The organism is Pyxidicoccus sp. M6, assembly GCF_055568925.1.
Map to the genome: position 1 here is coordinate 92,374 of NZ_CM145714.1, position 22,253 is coordinate 114,626.

General features: G+C 69.4%; 16 protein-coding genes. 6 read left to right on the top strand and 10 right to left on the bottom strand.

Going from position 1 to position 22,253, the window contains the following annotated elements; translation table 11 throughout:
• Positions 1-233: 233 nt before the first annotated feature.
• Entirely contained in the window at positions 234-2,273 is a 2,040-nt protein-coding gene (locus ACVTJA_RS00375) for a PilZ domain-containing protein (RefSeq protein ID WP_465832776.1), read from the top strand.
• Between the two features lie 76 nt (positions 2,274-2,349).
• Here the strand turns inward: ACVTJA_RS00375 and ACVTJA_RS00380 are convergent, their stop codons facing one another.
• Positions 2,350-5,319, bottom strand: a complete 2,970-nt coding sequence (locus tag ACVTJA_RS00380) for a M36 family metallopeptidase (RefSeq protein ID WP_465832778.1) — start codon at positions 5,317-5,319, stop codon at positions 2,350-2,352.
• Between the two features lie 250 nt (positions 5,320-5,569).
• Here ACVTJA_RS00380 and ACVTJA_RS00385 point away from each other — a divergent pair, with 250 nt between their 5' ends.
• The 4 genes from ACVTJA_RS00385 (at position 5,570) to ACVTJA_RS00400 (ending at position 12,225) form a co-directional block, all read left to right on the top strand.
• On the top strand, positions 5,570-5,911 hold the full coding sequence (locus ACVTJA_RS00385) for a PadR family transcriptional regulator (RefSeq protein WP_465832779.1): 342 nt from the start codon (positions 5,570-5,572) through the stop codon (positions 5,909-5,911).
• A gap of 14 nt (positions 5,912-5,925) precedes the next feature.
• The gene (locus ACVTJA_RS00390) at positions 5,926-8,631 is read left to right on the top strand and encodes an ADOP family duplicated permease (protein ID WP_465832781.1); all 2,706 of its coding nucleotides are present in this window, start codon (positions 5,926-5,928) and stop codon (positions 8,629-8,631) included.
• A gap of 97 nt (positions 8,632-8,728) precedes the next feature.
• On the top strand, positions 8,729-9,718 hold the full coding sequence (locus ACVTJA_RS00395) for an AAA family ATPase (protein WP_465832782.1): 990 nt from the start codon (positions 8,729-8,731) through the stop codon (positions 9,716-9,718).
• Between the two features lie 215 nt (positions 9,719-9,933).
• A complete protein-coding gene (locus tag ACVTJA_RS00400) occupies positions 9,934-12,225 on the top strand; it encodes a S8 family peptidase (protein ID WP_465832784.1) in 2,292 nt (763 codons plus the stop codon).
• 14 nt (positions 12,226-12,239) lie between these two features.
• Here ACVTJA_RS00400 and ACVTJA_RS00405 read toward each other — a convergent pair whose 3' ends face one another.
• Entirely contained in the window at positions 12,240-13,220 is a 981-nt protein-coding gene (locus tag ACVTJA_RS00405; RefSeq protein ID WP_465832785.1) for an NYN domain-containing protein, read from the bottom strand.
• 450 nt (positions 13,221-13,670) lie between these two features.
• On the opposite strand from ACVTJA_RS00405, the gene ACVTJA_RS00410 reads away from it, so the two are divergent.
• Positions 13,671-14,138 carry a hypothetical protein gene (locus tag ACVTJA_RS00410; protein ID WP_465832787.1) on the top strand — a complete coding sequence of 156 codons (468 nt, stop codon included), beginning with the start codon at positions 13,671-13,673 and terminating at the stop codon, positions 14,136-14,138.
• An 8-nt stretch (positions 14,139-14,146) separates the two neighbouring features.
• Here the strand turns inward: ACVTJA_RS00410 and ACVTJA_RS00415 are convergent, their stop codons facing one another.
• The 8 genes from ACVTJA_RS00415 to ACVTJA_RS00450 form a co-directional block, all read right to left on the bottom strand.
• A complete protein-coding gene (locus ACVTJA_RS00415; RefSeq protein WP_465832789.1) occupies positions 14,147-14,917 on the bottom strand; it encodes an HAD family hydrolase in 771 nt (256 codons plus the stop codon).
• Between the two features lie 34 nt (positions 14,918-14,951).
• The gene (locus ACVTJA_RS00420; RefSeq protein WP_465832791.1) at positions 14,952-15,971 is read right to left on the bottom strand and encodes an ABC transporter substrate-binding protein; all 1,020 of its coding nucleotides are present in this window, start codon (positions 15,969-15,971) and stop codon (positions 14,952-14,954) included.
• Positions 15,972-16,051: 80 nt separating this feature from the next.
• On the bottom strand, positions 16,052-16,813 hold the full coding sequence (locus ACVTJA_RS00425; protein ID WP_465832792.1) for an ABC transporter permease: 762 nt from the start codon (positions 16,811-16,813) through the stop codon (positions 16,052-16,054).
• Between the two features lie 65 nt (positions 16,814-16,878).
• Positions 16,879-17,790, bottom strand: a complete 912-nt coding sequence (locus ACVTJA_RS00430; protein ID WP_465832793.1) for an ABC transporter ATP-binding protein — start codon at positions 17,788-17,790, stop codon at positions 16,879-16,881.
• A gap of 231 nt (positions 17,791-18,021) precedes the next feature.
• Positions 18,022-19,611 (bottom strand): methyl-accepting chemotaxis protein, encoded by a 1,590-nt coding sequence (locus ACVTJA_RS00435; RefSeq protein ID WP_465832795.1) that lies wholly within the window; start codon positions 19,609-19,611, stop codon positions 18,022-18,024.
• Between the two features lie 15 nt (positions 19,612-19,626).
• Positions 19,627-20,064: a type 2 periplasmic-binding domain-containing protein gene (locus tag ACVTJA_RS00440; protein WP_465832797.1), complete on the bottom strand. Its 438-nt coding sequence runs from the start codon at positions 20,062-20,064 to the stop codon at positions 19,627-19,629.
• An 8-nt stretch (positions 20,065-20,072) separates the two neighbouring features.
• Positions 20,073-21,179, bottom strand: coding sequence for a porin family protein (locus ACVTJA_RS00445; RefSeq protein ID WP_465832798.1), 1,107 nt, complete (start codon positions 21,177-21,179; stop codon positions 20,073-20,075).
• A gap of 411 nt (positions 21,180-21,590) precedes the next feature.
• On the bottom strand, positions 21,591-22,157 hold the full coding sequence (locus ACVTJA_RS00450; RefSeq protein WP_465832799.1) for a hypothetical protein: 567 nt from the start codon (positions 22,155-22,157) through the stop codon (positions 21,591-21,593).
• Positions 22,158-22,253 lie beyond the last annotated feature (96 nt).

The window sequence follows — 22,253 nt, forward strand, 5'->3', positions numbered from 1 at the left end:
CAGGTGCGATGTCCATGAAGCAATCCGCCGGGTTGCGAGCGGCGCCTCCCCGACACTCCCAACGTCACCCGAAGACGACTGTCCCAGAGAACGAGTTCTTCGCGGTTCATCCGTGTGCAGGCTGCCCACAAACACGCCCCACGCACTCGTACTCCAGGGCTCGTACTTTCAGTGGGACTGACTCTTTTTGCGTGAGCCTGTATCGTTACAGCCATTCAACAACGGGAGTTGTCATGCTGGCGGACACGCTGGATGAAATGAGCGGCCGGGAGTCGTTGCTGGGCTACCGGGTGGGGACGGAGCTGACGGCGCTGGCGTCGTTCGGCAACCGCCACGCACCGGGCCGGCTGGTGCAGCTCTCGCTGGAGCACCTGACACTGCAGCTCGCTTCGCAGGCACTGGTGGAGCCGGGGCAGCCCGCGTCGGTGGTGCTGGGCCATGGCGAGCGCTGGGCGACGGCGCTGGACGCGGAGGTGATGGACGTGCGCGGCGCGCCCGAGGTGAGCCTGCGCTTCGTCGCTCCGCCGCTGGACGCGGGCCGCCGCATCGTCTCCGTGCTGGAGGCGCTGCGTGACAACGGCCTGCTGCTGCCGCCGGAGACGCGGCCGGTGTGGCGCGAGCGCATCGACCATCCGGACCGCGTGGCGCGCATCTGCGACGCGCTGGCGGCGCGGCAGGCGCGCGGTGTGGCGCGGCTTCCGGGCGGGCACAAGGTGGAGGTGTCCGCGGCCTTCTTCGAAATGCACGAGGGCCTCATGGGCTGGCGCTTCGACGGCCCGGTGCCCGACGCGCCCTTCGTGCTGGAGGCCTTCGGCTACAGCAGCGTGGTGCACATCGAGGTGAGCGAGGTGCGCGAGGCCGCGGGCCTGGTGGTGATTGCCGCGCCGAAGGAGCTGGTGCGCTACCGCCACCGCTGGCTGCGTCGCGCCACGCCGAGCAGCCCGTGCACCGTGTCCTTCAACCACGCGCTGTGGCCGCAGGTGCACGTGCGCCGCCCGGTGCTGGACCTCTCGTATGAGGGCCTCGCCTTCATGACGGAGCCGGGCGAGGACCTGATGTACCCGGGCATGCGTCAGCCGGTGCTCGAGGTCTCCATGGAGGGCCTGCCGCCGGTGCGGCTGCGCGCGGAGGTGCGCAACATCGCCAGCATGTCCACGGGCCGCCGCTGCGGCATGTCCGTGCGCCCGCTGGACGTGGCCGGCTCCCGCGCGTGGCGCGCGCTGGTGGAGGCGCAGATGCACCCCACCACGAAGGTGGAGGGCGACTGGAGCGACGCCACGTGGGACCTCTTCGAGCGCTCCGGCTACTTCCGGCTGCCGGGCAAGTCGCCCGAGGACTTCGACGACCTGCGCTCCACGTACGACGCGACGCAGGCCCGGCTGGAGAGCCGCACGCACCTGGGCTACCGCGTGGTGCGCCCGGCCGGCGAGGTGCTGGAGGCTTCGGTGTCGGTGGCCCGGCCGTACGAGGGGAGCTGGATGGCGCACCAGCTCGCGCGGCAGCAGGTGCCGGGCACGCGCTCCTCCGCGCGCGAGGCGCTGCGCGACATCTACCTGCGCGGCTACGAGCCCACGCAGGTGGACCCGGACGTGAAGTGGTTCTTCGCCTTCTGCGAGGCGAACGTGCGCTGGGTGCGCTTCACGAAGTTCGACTTCGCCACCTGGTACGCGCACACCGGCCAGACGTGCCTCGTGCCCTTCCGCCTCATGGAGGCCGAGGTGGAGCGTGCCTGGGAGGTGCCCATGGGCATCGACGTGGCCACGCCCGACGAGAAGGAGCTCGCGCGCTTCTTCGAGCATGTGTCCCTCACTCGCCCGGTGGCGTACCGAGAGGCGCTGGACCTCGTGCCCGAGCGCTTCGACCTCGCGGGCCCGCGCGAGAGGTGGGGCCAGGCGGGCCTGCGCCGCGAGCGCGAGCTGTTCGTCGCGCGGCACGGTGGCCAGCCTGTCGCGCTGGCGGTGGTGGAGTCCGCCGAGCCGGGCCTCAACCTCTTCAACGTGCTGGACGGCGTGCGGCTGGTGCCGCTCGCGGATGACTCGCTGCCCGAGGTGCAGGACGCGTTCGTGGCCCTGCTGGCGCGCGCCGCGGACTGGTACCGCGCGCGGGGCCGCAAGGTGTTCGTGCACTACGTGGAGTCGGCGTGCGTGGAGTACGTCGAGCGCGCCTCGCTGGCGGACCTCGGCGAGGGCAAGCTGTGGGTCATCTCCGCGAGCCTGCTGCCCGAGTTCCTCGAGCACCTGCACGAGTCCACCACGCCGCCGCGCGGGGGCTGAAGACACGACGGGCCGGGTGGCCTCGACAAGGCACCACCCGGCCCGGTGTCACCCACTCAGGCGCTGAGGCCGCGCATCACTGCAGCGGGCCGGCCTGCAGGTAGTACGTCACGCCGCCGACCTGCGGGTTGCCTTCCTTGGCCTGCGGGTCCTCCTGGACGACGCCGAACTGGTACTCGACGTAGGCGCCCTGGGGGTCCTTGGCGGGCTTGAGGTCGGTGAACGTCATGCCCACGTCGAACTCCTTCTCCGCGTCGAGCTGGATGGCGAAGTAGGCCTTCGTCGGGTCCACCACCTGGAACTGCGTCTCACCCACCTGCTTGATGCCCTCGGCGCGGCCACCGGACGCCTTCCACACCTGCGTCAGCTCGGGGCCGAGGTCCAGCGTCACGGTGCCGCGGGCGAGGAAGGGCTCCGCACCCGTCGCGTTCAGCTCGGTGAAGCGGAAGTTGTACAGGCGCGGCTCGCGCAGCACGTTGCGGAGGATGAAGCGCACGTCCACGAAGCCGAAGGGCAGCAGGTTCACCACGTTGGTGTTGCGCCAGATGATGTTGTTGCTCAGGCGCGTGTTGAAGTTCGGGTCCACCGTCTCCACGAAAGCGATGGGGTCCTGCGGGGTGAGCATGCGCGCCAGCAGGCAGTAGTGGCCGACGGCGGGCGGGCTCCAGGGGATGACCACGTCGACGGAGCCGCCCGGCGGGATGTACACCGCCGTGGCCTGGCCGATTTCCGTCCACCCGGCCTGCCACGACGTGCTGGTGGCCGCGTTGGTGCCGTACGCCTTCACGACGACGTTGTGCGCCGCCACCGTGGTGCTGCGGTTGCGGACCTTCACGTACACATAGTTCGTCTGGCCGTACTCCGGATTCTGGTGCGGGCCGCTGGTGGCGGTGTTGCGGACCCAGATGTCCTCGCTCTCCCACATGACGTTGGCCGCGGTGGCCGCGTCAGGCTGGCCGCCGGTGTCCCACGGCTTGTCCTTGCCCCACACGTCCGACTTGCAGGCGGCGGGCACGTTGAAGCCGTTGGTGACGGCGGTGGTGTTGGGGCCGCCGGCCACCGCGTCCACGCCGAGGCCGAAGTTGGCGAAGGCCGTCCACAGGCGGCAGACGTCCTCGCCGCTGTGCAGGGTGGTGGCCGCCTGGATGATGCCGTCACGCACCTGCGTGAAGGTCGGGCTGCAGGGCGTGTTCTTCAGGCCCTGCGTGAAGTACAGCATCATGCGCTGGTTACCGGCGCTGCCCGTGGCGTTGTACAGGTTGCTGTTGAAGCCCCAGCGGTCCACCAGCGCCCAGTAGGCCTCCCACATGCCCTGCGCGAAGACCTGGCCCACCGCGTGCGGGCCGGACATGGACGTGAGGCTCTGGTACGTCCACGTGTTGACGGCGGGGTTGGTGCTGTAGCGCTGGGCGCGGATGCCCACGCCGGTGATGGGCTGGTTCAGCACGTACGTGCCGATGCCGCGGCCCTGCGGGCCCGTGTCCGAGGCCTTCGCCGTGTACATGAGCGCGAGGAAGTCGCTGATGCCCTCGCCCGGCTGCTGCACGTTGCCGAGGCAGGACACGTTGCTCGGACCGCCGACGAGGCGGTTGGAGATGCCGTGGCCGTACTCGTGGACGATGACGCCGCTGTCGAGGTCACCGTCGCGGTTCGGCGTGACGGTGTTCCACAGGTACATCTGCATGCGCGGGCGCTGGCCGTCGACGGGCGTGAAGAAGTTGGCGTTGTTCATGCCGCCGCCGTCCTGGGCCTCCGCGCGCACGTCGTCGTTGCCCAGGCCGCCGTTGCCGTAGTTGTTGACCTGGAAGTTGCCGGACAGCTCGTCGAACCCGTACTGGTACTGGATGTCGTGGATGATGTTGTTCCAGTAGAACAGGTTGGCCACCGCCGCCGAGGTGTACGCGGCCGGCGAGGAGCCCAGGCTGATGACGAAGTTGCAGTTGAGCGTCACGCCGCAGTCGGGCTGCACGGCGGGAGGCAGGTTGTCGGCGTTGGCGTCCTCGTACGCGTGGACGTTGTTGCCACGCATGATGGTGAACTCGGCTCCGATGAGGCCGTTGGTGTCATGCCAGCCGAAGGGCGAGGCGATGGCGTTGGCGGGGTTGAGCACGTTCAACCGGGCGTCCGAGGGCGGAAGTGGAGAGGTGTGGTTGGGGCTCTCCACCGGGCGCGGATAGACGCGGTACGTGTCCGCGGCCACCCAGTCCACGCGCGTCCAGACCTCGCCGGTGCTCGCGTCCACCGTCATGTCGAAGACGTGCTGCTGGTCCGGGGTGTGGACCTGGAAGTTCCACACGAGGCGGGCCTCGCCGGAGCGCACCGGCAGCACCGCGAGCTGGGCCTCAATCTTCTCGGTGGAGACACCGGCGTTGTCCACCTCCGTGCGCTGGCGCGGTCCCAGCTCGGTGCGCAGCTCGCGGGGCGTGGCGGCCAGCTTCAGGCCCAGGTGGCGCGCGGCACCGGCCACGGCCTCACCGGCGCCCAGGCGCGGCTGCGCGCTGGCGATGGCGCGGGAGAGCGACGGCAGGAAGTCGCTGTGCACGCTGAGCACGCGCCCGTCCGCGTCCACGTTGATTTGCAATTGCCCGTTGTAGACGGGCACGCCCTGGTACGTCTGGCGCAGGTAGAGGTTGGTGACGCCGCTGATGCGCGAGTAGACGCGGTCCACGACCTCGAGGTTGGCGATGTCCTCCAGCTCCAGGCCGAGCAGCTCGCGCTGGGACTGGACGAAGTTGAGGCCGATGGCGAGCGCGTCACCGCTGCGCGGCGCGGAGAGCGCGCCCACGGGGTTGGTCAGCGAGCGGACGATGCCGAGCGAGGGGTCCTGCTCCACGCGCAGCTCGGGGACGCTCTTGCGCAGCTCGGAGGCCTTGGACTCCTGGAGCGCGGAGAGGCCGCGCTTGAGGCCGGTGTTGTGGGTGATGCGCGCGTCGAAGTGGCGGGTGCCATCCGGCTCTTGTACGGCCCCCAGTGCGACGGGGGCCGCGAGGGCGCCCGTGACGACGAGCGCCTGCAGCAGGCGCTTCCGGTAAAGACCCAACGACATGGTGTCTCCTTCCAACGACTCATCGGGGTGTGAGCCGGCCCTTGGCGCCGGCCGCCCGCGCTGAGCAGAAGCCGTGCCAGACGGCGCTTGCCTCGGAGACACGGGAGAGAAGTAACTCCAGGCACAACAATCCGGCGGTGTCTGTAACGGGAAATGTCACTGCGCGGAGTGCTCCCCTTGACGTTCTAGGGGAGTGCTTCTACTTTCCCCTAGAATTTCTAGGGGAAGCACCGACGACGGGGCGCGTGAGATGCAAATCGACCTGCTTCAGGGGACGCTGGACATGCTCATCCTCAAGGCGCTCACCGGGGGGCCCATGCACGGCTACGCGGTGGCGAGCTGGCTGCAGCGCACGACGGACGACGCGCTGCGCGTGGAGGAGGGCTCGCTCTACCCGGCGCTGCACCGCATGACGCGGCGCGGTTGGGTGAAGTCGGAGTGGGGCGTCTCGGAGAACAACCGCCGCGCGAAGTTCTACACGCTGACGGCGGAGGGACGGCGGCAGCTCAAGGAGGAGTTCTCCGCCTGGGAGCGGCTGACGGAGGCGGTGTCCAAGGTGCTCCACGCGCAGCCGGCGGCGCAGGGCGCCTGAAAGGAGACGCACGCATGAGCTGGATGACCGACCGTTACCAGGCCCTGCGCTCCCTGCTTCGCCGCGGGCACCTGGAAGACGAAGTGGCGGAGGAATTGGAGTTCCACCTCGCCATGCGCACCGAGGAGTACGTCGCGCGGGGCATGACGCCGGAGGAAGCGCGAGCGGAGGCGCAGCGGCGCTTCGGCAACATGGACGCGTACCGGAAGCAGACGCACCAGATTGACGAGGGCATGGCGCGCGAGCAGCGCCGCACGGAAGTCTGGGACATGGTGCGGCGCGAGACGCGGCAGGCGCTGCGCTCGCTGGCGCGCAGCCCGTCCTTCGCGGTGATGGCGGTGCTCACGCTGGCGCTCGGGCTCGGCGCGACGACGGCGCTGTACTCGGTGGTGGACGCGGTGGTGCTGCGTCCTCTGGCATATGACGCGCCGGAGCGGCTCGTCTGGCTGGACAGCCCCGTGCCCCGGTTGGGGCCGGACGAGCGGTGGGGGCTGTCGCAGGCGGGCTACCTGCACTTCGCGCGGGAGGCCCACGGCCTCGCGTCGCTGGGTGCGTTCGACATGTACAACGGCAGCCTCGCCACCGACGAGGGCGCGCTGCGGGTGGACGTCGCCTGGGTGACGGCGAGCATGATGGACGTGCTGCGCGCACGGCCGGCGCTCGGCGGCCTCATCACTCCGGACATCGATGCGCCCGGCACGCGCCGTGTCGCCGTGCTGGGCTACGACTTCTGGGTGCGGCAGTACGGCGCGGACCCGCGCGTGCTCGGCACGTCGGTGCGGCTGGACGACGAGCCCACGGAAGTCATCGGCGTCATGGCTCCGGGACTCCAGCTTCCGGATGACACCGTGGACGTGTGGACGCCGCTGCGGCTGGACCCGGCGCACCCTCCGGAGAACTCGCACTGGGTGCGGGCCATCGGCCGGCTGAGGGACGGAGTGGCCCTGGAGCAGGCCCGGGCCGAGCTCACCGGGCTGACCACGCGCTTCCCGGAGCTGTTCCCCCGCGCGTACAGCGAGGGCTTCATGCGCGAGACGGGCTTCACCACGCAGGTGACGCCGCTCGCGCGGCACGTGGTGGGCGACGTGGACCGGGTGTTGTGGATTCTGCTCGGCTCGGTGGCGCTGGTGCTGCTCATCGCGTGCGCCAACGTGGCCAACCTCTTCCTCGTGCGCGCGGAGGCTCGGCGCCGCGAGCTGGCGGTGCGCTCCGCGCTGGGCGCCGCGCGCGGAGACCTGGCCTGGCATGCGCTCACGGAGAGCCTGCTCCTGTGCCTGCTGGCGGGAGGGCTGGGCCTGTTCCTGGCGCACGTCGCCCTGCGCCTGCTGGTGACGCTGGAGCCGTCCGGCCTGCCGCGCCTGCGGGAGGTGGGCCTCGGCTGGCATGGCGTCGTGTTCGCGGGGGTGCTGTCCGTCGTCGCCGGAGTCGTCTTCGGCCTCTTCCCGCTGGCACAGGGCGGGAAGGACCTGGCCACGTTGCGGGAGTCGGGCCGGGGGCTGACGGCCTCGCGCCGGCGCAACCTCGTGCGTGGGGGCATGGTGGTGGGGCAGGTGGGGCTGGCGGTGGTGCTGCTCGCCGCCGCGGGGCTGATGCTGCGGAGCTACTGGACGCTGCACCACGTGGACCCGGGGTTGGACCCGGGCAACGTGCTCACGTTCGACATCGTGCTCCCCCAGACGCGCTACACGAACTACGACGAGGTGAACCGCTTCCACCGCGAGTTCCTCGCGCGCCTGGAGGCACTGCCGGGCGTGACGAGCGCCAGCGTGTCCACGCACCTGCCGCTGCGTCGCTTCGGCGGGTGCGCGGCCCTGGACTTCGAGGGCGCGCCCACGGAGCCGGACAAGCAGCCCTGCCTCGCGGTGCCAGGGGTGGGACCGGGGTACTTCAAGGCCCTGGGCATTCCGCTGCTCCAGGGGCGTGAGCTCACCTGGAGCGACCTCGACGCGAAGGCGGACGGCGTGCTGGTGACGAAGTCGCTCGCCGAGCGGCTCTGGCCGGGCCAGGACGCGCTGGGGAAGGGACTCCGGGGCAACGGCCGTGGGCCGCCGTACTACCGCGTCATCGGAGTGACGGGGGAGCTGCGGGCCCATGGGCTGGACAAGCCTCCGTCGGAGGCGGTGTTCTTTCCGCTCGCGCCGGCGGAGGGCCTGCCGCTGTGGGGGCCGCGCCGCTCGCCCATCGTGGTGGTGCGCACGGCGACCTCACACCCGGAGTCGCTCACGCCGCAGGTGCGGCGCATCCTGGCGGAGATGGACGGCACGGTGCCGCTGGCCAACGTGCAGACGATGGAGCGCGTGGTGGCGAAGTCTCCGTCGGTGGCACGTGCGTCGTTCACGCTGTTCCTGCTCGGCATCGCCGGGGGCATGGCGTTGCTGTTGAGCGCGGTGGGGCTCTACGGCGTCATCGCCTTCATCGTCGGCCAGCGGCGCGGGGAGATGGGCATCCGCATGGCGCTGGGCGCGAGGGCGGCGCAGGTGGCCGGCATGGTGGTGCTCCAGTCGCTGCGGTTCACCACGCTGGGAATCGCGCTCGGACTGGCGGGAGCGCTCGCGCTGGGGCACGTGATGAGCGCGCTGCTCTTCGAGGTGAGCGCGACGGACCCCGTGGTGCTGGCGGCGGTCTGTGTGTTGCTCATCACCCTGGCCATGCTGGCCGCCTACGGGCCCGCGCGCCGAGCCGCGCGCGTGGACCCAGCCGAGGTGCTGCGCTCGGAGTAGCCGGCCGGGCCGTTCCGCCCTCCAATTCGTGGCCAGAGGACAGGGGACGTCATACGGTTGCGGTAGAGTCCACCCCCGATTCTTCGAGGAGAGGCACGTGGCCACGGCAGAGCAATTGAAAGCGCTCGTGAAGAGCTACGCCGATGGCGACGAGGCCCAGTTCTTCTCCATTGCCATGCAGGTTGCCGCGCATGCGGCCCGGCAAGGGCATGCTCGGCTGGCACAGGAGCTCCGCGCGCTCGTCGATGAGGCGAAGGCGCGTGGTGGAAAGGTGGCTCCTCGCCGCGTCGAGCCTCCGACACCGCTCGCGCAACCTCGCGGCGAGCTGTCGGGTCTGCTCTCCGTCAGCTATCCCGACACGCGCTTGAGTGAGATGGTCCTGCAGCCCGGTGTGCGTGACCGCCTCGACCGCATCCTTCGAGAGCACAAGCAGAGCCACAAGCTGCGGGAGCATGGGCTCCGTCCCCGGCACCGCGTCCTCCTGGTGGGACCTCCGGGCTCGGGCAAGACGATGACGGCGGCGGCGCTCGCGGGGGAGATGCAGATTCCCCTCTTCACCATCGTCCTGGATGGACTCATCACCAAGATGATGGGGGAGACCGCGGCCAAGCTCCGGTTGGTCTTCGATGCCATCCGCTCGACGCGGGGCGTCTACCTCTTCGACGAGTTCGACGCGATTGGCGGACAGCGCAATGCGCCGAACGACGTAGGGGAAATTCGGCGAGTCCTGAATTCCTTTCTTCAATTCCTGGAGCAGGACCAATCGGACAGCCTCATCATCGCGGCGACGAACCACCCCGAGCTGCTCGACCACGCGCTCTTCCGCCGCTTCGATGATGTCCTCGAATACGACCTTCCCGCTGGCGAGCTGATTGAGAGGACAATCCTCGCAAAGCTGGGAACGTTCGCGCCCGAGGAGCTCGATTGGAAGTCGCTGGGCAGGTCGGCCAAGGGGCTGGGCTATGCCGAGCTGTCGCGTGCGTGCGATGATTCCATCAAGGAGGCCATCCTTGATGACCGGTCGTCGGTGACGACCCAGAGCCTCCTGAGAGCATTCGACGAGCGCCGGGCTGCACGACGCTCGTAGAAGTCGCAGCACAGGGGGGGGATTGCTTGGCAAAGCGGGTTGATTGGCCCCACCTCTTCGTGGAGGTGAGGCCGGAGTCGTTGCGCTTCACGTCACCCAAGGCTGGCGGCGGTGGCATCAGGACAAAAGGAAGAGATCGCGCGGCACACGGGGCTCATCTCAAGGCCCAGTTCGAAGCCGCGCTGCCTTCCGATGATGAGGACGACCTCCTCACGTTGAGGTTCGAGTTCGAGAGCGAGCCGGACTTCGACCTCAAGCTCGAGAGCCTCGAGGTCGAGAGCAAGGGCATCGAGCTCCTCAATGTCAGACACGTCGTTCTGCCGACGGGGACGGTGACGCTGGCGACGGTGCTCGTGCCTCGCAACCAGCTCGGATACTTCCTCAAGATATTCGAGGACTATCTCACCAAGACGCGTGGCAAGAAGCAGCAGCCCGCCAACAAGCCGCTGGTGGAGAGCATCTCCAATGTACGGCGTGCCTCGGTGCGTTCGCTGTGGACGGACCCGGGCGCTCCCTTTCCTGAAGAAGACGGCCCGTTCTGGTGGGAGGTCTGGCTGCGGCGCACGAAGGACGCGGAAGCGGTGTTCCGGGCCGAGGCTCGGAAGGCAGGGCTGTCAGTCAGCCAGTTCCCGCTGACGTTCACGGACCGCATCGTCCTGAACCTGCATGCAACGGTCATCCAGCTCAGCCACCTGCTCGAACGGGACGAGCTCATCGCGGAACTGCGGCGGACCCGGCTGCGGACGGCGGAGTTCCTCGAGCTGAGCCCTCGTGAGCAGGTCGCGTGGACCCAGGACCTTCTCAATCGCGTGTTGCCTCCACCACCGGATGCTCCGGCTGTCTGCATCCTCGACACGGGTGTGAATCGCGGACACCCGCTCCTCGGCATCGCCCTGCCAGCGTCATCAATGCTGACGGTCCATCCGCTGTGGAGAAGTGATGACCATCACGGTCATGGCACCCAGATGGCAGGTCTTGCCTTGTACGGGGACCTGGGTCCCCTTCTCGCGTCCAATGAGCATGTTTCTCTGCGGCATGGCCTGGAGAGTGTGAAGCTCCTCCCGGGCCCGGGAAACGCGAACGCCCCTGAGCTCTATGGCGCCGTCACGCGGGAGGCCGCGGCTCGTGTGGAAGTGCAGGCGCCCCATCGGGCACGAACCTTCTGCATGGCCGTCACGGGTGAGGATGGAGATGGGAAGGGTTCGCCCTCCTCCTGGTCCAGTGCGGTGGACCAGATGGCCTTTGGTGGTGAGGACGGGGGGCGCAGGCTGGTGTGCATCTCGGCGGGCAACATCGAGCCGGAGCACCTCACGGGCTACCCGGCGCGCAACGAGGTCGAGTCCGTGCGGGACCCGGCACAGGCCTGGAACGCACTCACCGTGGGCGCGTTCGCGGACCGTGATGTGTTGACGGAGAAGGATTACGCGGGCTGGAAACCGATGGCACCGCGCGGAGGGCTCTGCCCCTCCAGCACGACGTCCGTCCTCTGGACGGACACGCCCTGGCCATTGAAGCCGGAAATCGTGATGCCGGGTGGGAATGCAGCCATCGACCCCGAGGGAATGAGCTGCGACTTCGCCTCCAGTCTCTGCCTGCTCACGACACACCATCAGCCGCTTGTCCGGCACCTCACGGACTCACGGGAGACCAGCGCGGCCACCGCGCTCGCGGCAGGGCTCGCCGCGCGCATCCAGGCCCAGTACCCCACGCTATGGCCGGAGACGGTGCGCGCCCTTCTCGTCCATTCCGCGGAGTGGACGGAGGCGATGAAGGCGCCGCTGTCTTCGAAGAAGAAGGGGAAGAAGGCGCCGAAGCCCAAGAAGAGGCAGTACGAGCAGTTGCTCCGGATGTTCGGCCACGGGGTACCGGATGAGCGGGCCGCGCTCTACAGTGCGGCGGATGCGCTGACCCTCATCGTCCAAGGTGAGCTCCAGCCCTACGGTGTGCACCCCAAGAGGAAGAGCGAGCTGGTGACGCGGGACATGCACGTGCATGCGCTGCCATGGCCCACGGAGGTGCTCAGGGACCTCCGAGAGACCGAGGTCGAACTCCGTGTCACGCTCTCCTACTTCATCGAGCCATTGCCTGGAGACCGTGGGTACGCCCAGTCACAGCGACATCGCTATGCCTCGCACGGGCTTCGCTTCGAGCTGAAGACGGCGACGGAGACACCGGCGCAGTTCAAGACGCGCATCAACAAGGCCATACGCGAAGAGGGCGAGAAGGCCACGAGCGAGAGCGACTCCGCGGACTGGATGTTCGGAGCGAACCTGCGGAGTGCCGGCTCCCTTCATTCGGACCGATGGAAGGGAACAGCGGCCGACCTTGCCGAGAAGGGCCACATCGCCATCTACCCGACCATCGGCTGGTGGAAGGAGCGTCCTCGCTACAGGCGCTGGGAGAACCGGACCCGCTACGCGCTCGTCGTCTCCATCCGCACGCCGGGCGTGGCCACGGACATCTATACGCCCGTGGCCATCCAGCTCGGCATCCCTGTGACTGTCTGAGGGACGCGGGGCCGCTAGACCCCCTCGTCCTCCTCCGGGTCCGGGTAGGACTCGAGGTCCTCGTCCTCTTCGACGTGGGCCTGGCGCTTCTTGCCCTTGCCCTCCGCGTGCCCGCCGTGGCCCGTCTGGACGTCGAAGTCCGGCGCCACCACGTACCACTGGCGGCCCTGCTGAATCCGGCGCAGCAGTCCCTCCTGCTCCAGCGCCGCCAGCAGCCGGGCGAAGTTGGAGAAGCCGTGCTCGCGCTCGTCGAAGTCCGGCTCCTTGCGGACGATGGCCTCCTTGATGGCCGACGGATTCACCGGCCCCGTCGCGCGCGCCAGCAGGCTCTGCACCACCTCGCGCGCAATCTCCGGCACCTCCGTCTTCGCTCCGCCCTTCGCCGCGGGTGCCTGCGTCGCTGCTTCCGCCTTGCCACCGCGTCCCGCGTCGCGGCCATGGCGCCCGCCGCGCTTGCCGTGCCCCGCCTCCTCCGCCACCACGCTCTGCCGGCCGCCCTTGTCCTTGTCTCCCTTCTCCGAGCGCGACTGGCGCGGGCGCAGGTAGATGAACTCGTCACAGGCCTTCACGAACAGCGGCGACGTGGACTCCTTCACCGCCAGCCCAATCACCGTGCGGCCGTTCTCACGCAGCTTGTACGCCAGCGGGCAGAAGTCGCTGTCCCCCGAGCCGATGACGAACGTGTCGATGCTCTCACGCGCGTAGCACAGCTCCAGCGCGTCGATGACCAGGCGCATGTCCGCGCCGTTCTTCCCCGCTCGCGTGGAGGGCGGCACGTCGATGAGCTCCACGCCGAACTCGTGCAGGCGAATCTTCGCCTCCCCGAAGCGCGACCAGTCGCAGTACGCGCGGCGGAAGACGACCTTCCCCTTCTCCAGCAGCCGGTCCAGCGACGGCTGCAAATCGAAGCTCGCTGAGCTGATACCGGTGTTGGTGACGAGGTTCTCGAAGTCGATGAAGAGGGCGATGCGGTGTTCCTCGGTGCGACCGTTCACGTGCGGCCCCTGCGTATGTCCGCCCCCAGCAGGAGGCGGTGGATGGTTTCCGGGCGCTCGCGGTGGAGCCGTGCCGGATGGCCCACCCTAGCCCTTTCCGTCCCACCATGGGGATGAAGCCTTCATGGGTTGAACACTCGCATGCTGGGCCCGTACCTCGGGCGTGCAATCGAGCGGTGCACGGCGCTCCGAGTGGCCATGCCTCCGCCGACTGTCCTCCTCCGGCCCGCGTCGGACTTCAACGGGGGCGCGAGCGCCCGTGTGAAACACACGGGCCCGGTGGTGCGATACATCGTCCCAACGGCGTTACGCGGCACGAGCAGAGGCCCGGTGCGCGGAACGAGGCACGGCCCTCGGTACGTCCGCGCGTGGGACTCTCGGGCCCGCACGCGACTTCAGCCCCTACTTTCAGGGGAACGGGTCGATGGACCCCGAGCCCGGAGCAGGACCATGACGTCGATGATTCCCAAGAGGTGGCGCGCGTTCGCGCTGGCGGCGCCCTCGTTGACAGCGTTGCTGTTGCCCCTGGCCACCCAGGCCGAAGCCCCGGAGCAACCCACGGAGGAGCGCAAGCGCGAGATTCGCGATGACCTGGAGGTCAGTGGTGGCCGCGCGGGGCTCTTCCCTCCCGTCACACGCCAGGGCATCAACCAGATAAGCGCGGGCGCGGGCATGCCGGTACGTCGCGTGACGCCGGAGCCCGAGCGGATGCACCAGCTCTCCGGAGAGGTGGTGAAGCTCAACGGCCAGGTGCTCTATGTGGAGAGCGAGCTGGGCGCGGTGGTACCGCTGGACCTGAGCGCGCTCGAAGTCCGCAAGGCGCCGGAGAAGGGCCAGAAGGTGGTGGCCACCTATCAGGTCGAGAACAAGACGGAGAACGTGGCGCTGTCGCTCGCGGGTGAGGTACCCGAGGGCTGAGCGCCGCGTCAGTCCTCCGGGTGGAGCTGGACCAGCGAGGGCAGCTCCGCCGCCCGCGCGCGCAGGCGGGGCTTGGGGCGGATGGCCACCGGGACGCGCGCGGCGGACAGCATCTCGAAGTCGAACACGTTGTCGCCGAACGCCGCGTACAGCGTCTGGGACGTGCGCTCGCGCAGGCCGCGCACCTTGCCGGCCGCGTAGGGGATGGGCTCGACGATGGAGGCCAGCACCGTGCCGGCCTCCACGCGTGGCGTGCAGGCCACCACGTTGGCGGGGTCGATGCCCACCTCAACCACCGCGGCCTCCACCACCGCGAGCGGCGACGCGCTGACCACGTAGCAGGCGATGCCCCGGGCCAGCGCCCACTCCACCACGCGGCGGGTTTCCGGGTGCAGGCGCCGCTTCACCTCCCGGCGGGCCACCACGTCGCGAGCGAAGGCCCGCACGGAATCCACGCGCCAGCCGGCGAAGAGCCACGCCACCATCTCGTAGATTTCCTTCTCCGGGACGCGCCCCGCCTCGAACGCGGTGAAGAGCTGGTGCGCCAGCTCGCGCGCCTCCAGGTCCGGAGAGAGTCCGTGCGCGGTGCCCAGCTCCTGGAGCGCCGCGTGCGCGGGCGGGCGGATGTCTCCGTGCTCCAGCAGGGCGAGGAAGAGGTCGTCCCCCACGTCCCCGCTCCACAGCGTGCCGTCGCCGTCGAACGCCAGCACCCCGCCGGGCGCACGCGCGGCCTCCTGGCCGATGCGCTCCAGCGTCTCCTCCACGCGCTCCATCTTCATGGGCGCGCATCCTCCCCCGGGCCCGGGGCCGGTGTCACTTCGTCGCCGCCGTGCCGCCGCCGCGCACCTCGTCGAGGACGCTCAGGTCCACCAGGCCCTTGATGTCCGCGTCGGTGGTGAAGCCCAGGTCCTTCGCATGCTGCGCGGCCGCGGCGAGCGCGGAGGGCACCGGGTCCAGGCTCGGCTCCAGCCGCGAGAAGGCCTCCTTCACGATGGGCCCCGGCATGGGCTTGTGCGTCAGCCGGCCGAACGCCGCGTTGACCGCCGTGCTGAAGCCCTCCGGGTCGTTCTTCCACCGCTCGGTGAGCTGCACGTGCGCGCGCAGCAGCGCGGCGATGCGCGGACGCTGCGTCTCCAGCACCTTGCGCGTCGTCACAATCACCGTCGTCGGGAAGCGCCGCTCGGGCCACAAGTCCCGCTCGTCCACGAGGATGTGGCCGCCGCCCTCGGCCACCATGCGCGCGCCCCAGGGCTCGGGCACCCACGCGCCCTCGATGCCGCCATTCAGGAACTGGCCGAGGATGTCCGGGTTGCTCAACGGCACAATCTGCACGTCGCCGGTGCCATGGACGTCGGTGGCCAGCCCCTTCTGCTTCAGCCAGTAGCGCAGCGAGATGTCCTGCGTGTTGCCGAGCTGCGGCGTGGCCAGCTTCTTCCCCTTCAGCTCCTCGGCGGACTTCGCGCTCTTCACCACCAGCACCGCGCCGCCGTTCACCGCGCCGGAGATGATGCGCAATTCACGTCCCGCCTTGAGGAACGTGTTGATGGCCGGACCGCTGCCCACGTAGGACACGTCCAGCGAGCCGGCCACCAGCGCCTCCATGGCCGCGGGCCCGGCGTTGAACTGTTTCACCTCCAGCCGTCCCACGCCGGGCTGCGAGCTGAAGGTGTCCTCGGCGTTGCCTACCAGGGCCTGTGCGTGGGTGATGTTGGGGAAGAAGCCCAGCCGCAGCGGAGCATTGGGCCCGCTGGCGGGCTGGTCGCGCTTGCAGCCGGCGCCGAGCACCGCCAGGCCGGCCAGCGCGAGGAAGAGCAGAGAGCGGGTCGAGCGCATATGGCTCGAAAGAAAGGTACGACCCCTCGGGATTTCAACGGCCCACGGGACGAAGCGTCGGGCGCCTCACGTCCAGTGCGTCACACCGTGCTCACCAGCCCCCACCGGCGGCGCAGCCGGCCTTCCACCGTCTGGAAGAAGACACGGTCCACCGTCATCCCGATGAAGATGATGGCCAGCATGACGGCCATCACCTGGGCCACGTCCATGAGCTCGCGCCCCACGGTGAGCAACTGGCCCAGGCCGCCGGAGACGAAGAGCAGCTCGCCGGCCAGCAGCGCGCGCCACGCGAAGCTCCACCCCAGCTTGAGGCCGGTGACGATGCCGGGCAGGGCCGCGGGCAGCATGACGCCGAGCTGGAAGCGCATCCCCTTCACGCCCAGGGTGCTGGCCACGCGGACGAGCTGCGGGTCCACGCCATTGACGGAGTCCTCCGTGGCGATGGCGATGGCCAGCACGCTGCCCATGACGACGACGAAGAGGATGGCCGCGTCCGTCAGCCCGAACCACAACAGCGCCAGTGGCAGCCAGCAGATGGAGGGCAGCGCCTGCAGGCCGCTGACGACGGGCTTCACCGCGTTGCGGAAGAAGGACAGGCGCGCCATCAGCAGCCCCAGGGGGACGCCGATGCCCACCGACATGAGGTACGCGCGGCCCAGCCGTCCCATGGAGCGCAGCGTGGCCTGCGCCATGCGGCCGTCCTTCACCATGGCCCACAGGCTCTCCGCCACCGTCATGGGCCCGGGGAAGAGGTGGGGCGACCAGATGCCCAGCCGCGTCAGCAGCTCCCACGTACCGAGCAGCAGCAGGACCATGCCCAGCTTCTGGACGTAGCGCTTCATGGCTCACCTCGCGGCGCGGGGCACTCCGGCTTCTGGACGTGGCGCTTCATGGCTCACCTCCCCGCTCACCTCGCGGGACGAGGCACTCCGGGGGCGGGAAGGGAGGGTCGCGCGGCGGTGCGCTCGGGCTCTCGCCGGGTGCTGGATGCGGCGGCGCGCTCGGGCTCCTCCACGTCGCGCAGGAGGCTCCGCAGGTGCCGCACCATTTCATTCAGTCCGGCGTCCTCCGCCTGGCGCGGCATGGGCAGGTGGACCTCCAAGTCCTTCACCACGCGGCCCGGCCGGGGCGCCATCAGCACCACGCGGGTGCCGAGCATCAGCGCCTCGTGCACGTCGTGTGTCACGAACACCACCGTCTTGCCGGTGCGCATCCAGATGGATTGAAGAAGCTCCTGCATGTGGATGCGCGTCTGCGCGTCCAGCGAGCCGAAAGGCTCGTCCATCAGCAGCACGGCCGGGTCCATGGCCAGCGCGCGGGCCAGCGAGGCGCGCATCTTCATGCCGCCGGAGAGCTGGTGGGGCAGCGTCTCCTCGAAGCCGGTGAGCTGCACGCGGCGGATGTACATGTCGGCCCGCTCGCGGCGCTCGGCGCGGGGCACGCCCTTGGCGCCCAAAGCAAAGGTGATGTTTCCGCGCACGGTGAGCCACGGGAAGAGGGCCGCGTCCTGGAACATCAGCAGGCGCTCCGGCCCGGGCCCGCGAATCTGCTTCCCGTCGATGCGCACCGTGCCGCCGGTGGGCGTCACCTGGCCCGCCAGCGCGTAGAGGAGCGTGGACTTGCCGCAGCCGGATGGCCCCAGCAGACACACGAACTCGCCCGAGCGGACGTTGAGGTCCACGTTCTGGAGCGCCACGACCTTGTTGGCGTACTGGTGGCCGAGCTGCGCGACGGAAATCTTCGCGCGCTCCGCCTCCACATGTGCCGGCCGGAGCAGGCGCAGGGAGCTTCGCCATCGGCCGAGGAGCGCACGTAGCATCAGCGACAACCTAGGCACGTGGGTGCAGGTGGGAAGGGGGCATGAGCGGACGCGACGACAGCGGCTCGCCTGGCCGCCCGCTCGCATCCGTTTCCTGGAGAAACCTTCGTCCTTCTCCCAGCGCGGGTCATCTGTGCCCGGGTCCAATGCCCTCCCTCTCGCAATCTGGTGACGGATGGCGGAGCCGCTTTCGCCGCCCGCCCGCCCGTCCTGGACAGGAGGGCATGTTTTCTAGACGCGGAAGCCGCCCACCACGCCCTGGATGCCGCGGAAGGCCACGTTGAGCCGCTCAATCGCGGTCTCCACGTCCGCGTTGGCCTGCACGCTCTCCTTCATCAGCTTCGAGAAGTCCGTCACCACCGCCGTCATCTGGATGATGCCGGCGTTCTGCTGGGTGACGGAGCTGACGATGTCCTGCGCGGCGCGGCTGCTGTCGCGCACCGCCTCGGTGAGCTCCTGGAGGCTCTTGCCCGAGGAGAGCGCCTCGGCGAGGCCCTCCGCCATCTTCTTCTGCCCCTCCTCCACGGACGCGGTGACGGCGCGCACCGTGGAGCCCATCTCCGTCAGCAGCGTGCCGATGCTCTGCGTGCTGCGGCTGGATTGCTGGGACAGCGAGCGCATCTCCCGCGCCACCACCGCGAAGCCGCGGCCCTGCTCGCCCGAGCGCGCCGCTTCAATCGCCGCGTTGATGGCCAGCACGTTGGACTGGTCCGACAAATCCTTCACCGTCTCCAGAATCGCGGAGGCCTTGAGCGAGCTGTCCGTGAGCCGGCCGATGGTGGGCATCAGCTCGCCCACCTGGACGCGCAGGTGCTCCAGGGCCTCGCCGCTCTGGCGCAGGCGCTCCTGGCTCGCCGCGCTGGTGGCCTCGGCCTTCGCCGCCTTGTCCTGCACCGTGCCGGCCTGACGGGACGCCTCGCGCGAGGTGGCCTCGATGTCGCGCATGGCGAGGCTCGCCTCCTCCAGGCTCGCGGCCTGCCGCGAGAGCTGCTGGGACTGCTCGCGGCTGATTTGCGTCAGCCCCTCCACGCTGCCCGCCAGCTCCTTGAGGGACTCCTGGAGCGTGAGGGGGATGGTGCGCAGGCGCAGCACCAGGTGGTTGATGCTCTGGGCCAACAGGCCGATTTCGTCCTGCGAGCGGATGGAGATTTCCTGCGTCAAATCTCCCTCGGTGGCGATGCGCGAGGCCACCTGGGTGAGCTTCACCAGCGGCTGGGCCACCTGCGACACGAGCCAGATGGAGAGCGTCACCAGCACGCCCACCATGACGAGCCCCAGCACCACCAGCCGCCGCTGGGAGCGGGTGTGCTCCTCCCTCGTCTGCGCGAAGGAGTCGCTCATCTTCTTCTGGTCATCCTCGATGGAGCGGTGGAGCGCGTCCCGCACCCGCGAGTAGCGCGTGGCCATCTCCGGGAGCTTCGAGGAGGCCTGCGCGTCCTTCTGAATCATCGCCTCGCTCGTCGCGCGGGCAAGCTGGACGTAGTCGCGGAACTGCGCCTCGAGCGCGTCCAGGCGCAGCGCGTCGATGGCGGAGTTGGCGCGGCCATCCTTCACGCGCTGGAGGAAGCGCTCGGCGATGGCGTCCGCTTCGGTGAGCGCGTCCGGGTCCTCGGCGGCCACCGCGTCCTGCAGGTCGCGCTGCATCTCGTCCAGGAGGACGTCCAGGTCCCGGCTGAGCATCACCGCGGGGACGTAGCCGTTCTCGATGCGCTGCAGGTGCTCGTGCGTGCTGCGTCCGAGCAGCTCGGACATGAAGATGATGGCCACGAGGAAGAGCGCGGCCAGGACGGGCAGCAGCAGGACCTTGTGCTTGAAACGCATGGCGCGCGCGCTCACTCAGTCCACCACCATCAGGACCTTCACGCCCTGGAGGGAAGTGCCGGCCGCCACGTAGCCCACGGCCCCGGGGTTGGCGCGCACGAAGGCGAGGACGTCCGCGTCGGTGGCCTTCTCCGGCGGCGGCACGTCGCGGCCGGAGAAGATGCGCTGTTGCCAGTACGCGCGCACCGCCGGGAGCGAGCGCTTCAGCACCTCGTCGCAGAAGGCCTCGCGCACCGGCGAGTCGCCGCCGAGGTCCACCGGCTGGGCCGGCTTGCCCCCTTCCCACGTCGTGCTCTTCTTGAAGAAGAGCTGGGCGAGCTGCGAGCGCTTCACCTCCGTCAGCGGGTTGGAGGGGTGTACCACTACCTGGAAGCCGACGGGCTGGGCGCTGATGGACGGCTTCGCCCACAGCACCAGCGTGAGGCAGGAGAGAAAGAAGACGAAGCGTTTCATGGCTGTTCCTAGAAGCTGAACTGCGTGCCGAGGGAGATGGCGCGCGTGTGCGGGTTCGCGCTCGTGGCGGGAGTGCCGTCGGCATTGGCCTCGGGCAGGGCGAACCGGTTGCCGATGACGTTGTGGAAGGAGAGCTTGAAGACGAACTGCGGGGTGACCCAGTAGTTCACGCCCGCCGCGAGCTCGCGGTGCCGGAGGATGGTGATGAGGGACTCGGGCAGGGGGATGGCCAGCCAGCTTCGGTAGGCCTCGGCGCGGCCGGCCACCTGCCAGTGCTGGGTGAGGAAGTACGCCAGCTCCAGGTAGGCGGTGCGCGCGTCGGTGAGCTTGGAGAAGAGGTTGAAGGCTTCCGCGCGCACCCACAGCGACTCGCCGAGGTACTCGGCCCCGAGGCCAATCACGCCGCGGGTGAGGTGCTCGTCCAGCTCCACCGTCTTCCTGGGGTCCCTGGCCACGTAGCCGGAGGTGGTGATGCGCAGGCCCTCCAGCGGCGTCCAGAGCGCCACGCGCCCGCCCAGCGCCTGCACCGAGCGCTCACACTCCAGGGACGTCGCGCAGGCGGAGGACAGCGGGTCCTTCAGGTCCAGGAAGCCGCCGTAGGCGTCGTACTCCAGCGACCAGTCCTCCCCGAGGCCGAAGCGGCCGTTGACGCCCACGCCGTCATGGTTCTCCACGCCGATGTTGGAGACGCCGTAGCTGCCCTGGGGGAGCTGGTTGAAGGGGCGCAACGTGCCCACGTCGTAGATTTCGGAGTACAGGCCCAGCGGGAGCTGGTTGCGGCCGGCGCGCAGGCGCAGCTTGTCGGAGAAGGCCCACTCGGCGAAGGCGTAGTCCACGCTCGGCTCGAAGCTCTCGCCGATGTTGTTCTTCTCGAAGGAGAACTGCGTGTTGAGGGTGAGGTGCTCCACCGGCAGCGCGCGGAACATGAGCGTCGCGCCCATGTCGTGCAGCCCCACGTCCTCGTTGTTGCCCAGGTAGACGTTGTCCCAGCTCTTGCCGGTGGCGACGCGGCCGTAGCCGTTGATGAAGAATTTACCGTCCTCCAGTGGCATGCCAGAGGCAGCACCCGCGGCGAAGAGAACGGCAGACAGGAAGAGACGACGAACATGAGACATGAGGGGGTCCTTCAGCGGCGTCCGGAAGGACACCGCTGTTCGCTCCGAGGGGAGGCGTGTTCTGCATTGAGGAGGACCCTGTCTGTATAATTCCAATAACAGTCATTGTCGAGCGGCCTGCGACAGCCCTTCCCCAGTGCGGGTAAAGCCATTCAGAGCTGCGAATTGTCTGAGATTGGTAAAGCGTGTCTGTCTATTCCGGCTTCCAGGCTGGACGTGAAGCGCGGCTGCGTCGTTCAAGTCCGGGCTGTACGGACCTCGGGCACGCCCGGAGCGACTCCGCGTGGGAGCGCGTGGCCTGGGGTCGTGCGGGGCGTGAAGACAAGCGGGCGAGGAAGCGTCCCGGGAGCCGGTGCACGCGCGGACGTCAGCGTGCGGCGAGCCGTTCCAGCCAGACAGGAACGGTGGAGGTCAAAAGGCAGCGCGCTCCGCGAGCCGGTGCGCGCGTGTCCTCAGGGCGAGCCAGCCGCTGAAGACGAGCAGCAGCAGCCCCACGCCCGTGAAGGAAGCCCCGACGCGCAGTGAGTCGCGCCGGTCGTCGTGCTCCAACTCCAGACGGCCCTCCTGGGGCGCGGCGAGGTAGCGCTTCACCTGGTCCACCACGCGCGTGGCCTCGGCTTCTTCCGTGGCCCACTGGTGGAAGAGGGGGAAGCGGCCCTGGGGCGTCTCCACTTCCGGGCGGAAGATGGGGACGCTGTCGCGGCGGGCGCTGCGGGTGCGCTCCACGCGGACGGCCTGGACGTCGGCCGGGGCGAAGCGCGCCGTCTCCTCGCGGGTGAGGTAGCCGGCCTGGATGAGGACGCACGGGCCGCCGGGCTCGCAGCGCAGCTCGACGCGGGCCTTCACGTCGAGCATGAACAGGCCGAGCACGAGGAAGGGCAGCGCCAGTAGCAGGGCGGCCACCGCGGCGATGGCGGTGGAGCGGCTGCGGCGCGGCTCGGCGTCGGACGGGAGGGCGGGGGAGGAGGGCTCGCTCACGGCCCCTCTCATAGACCCGGGCGGCCCCGGGGGGCAGCGGTTTCGTGCGCAGCCCCGAGCTTCGACTACTGGGCAGCAGCCGGGCGGGCACCGTGC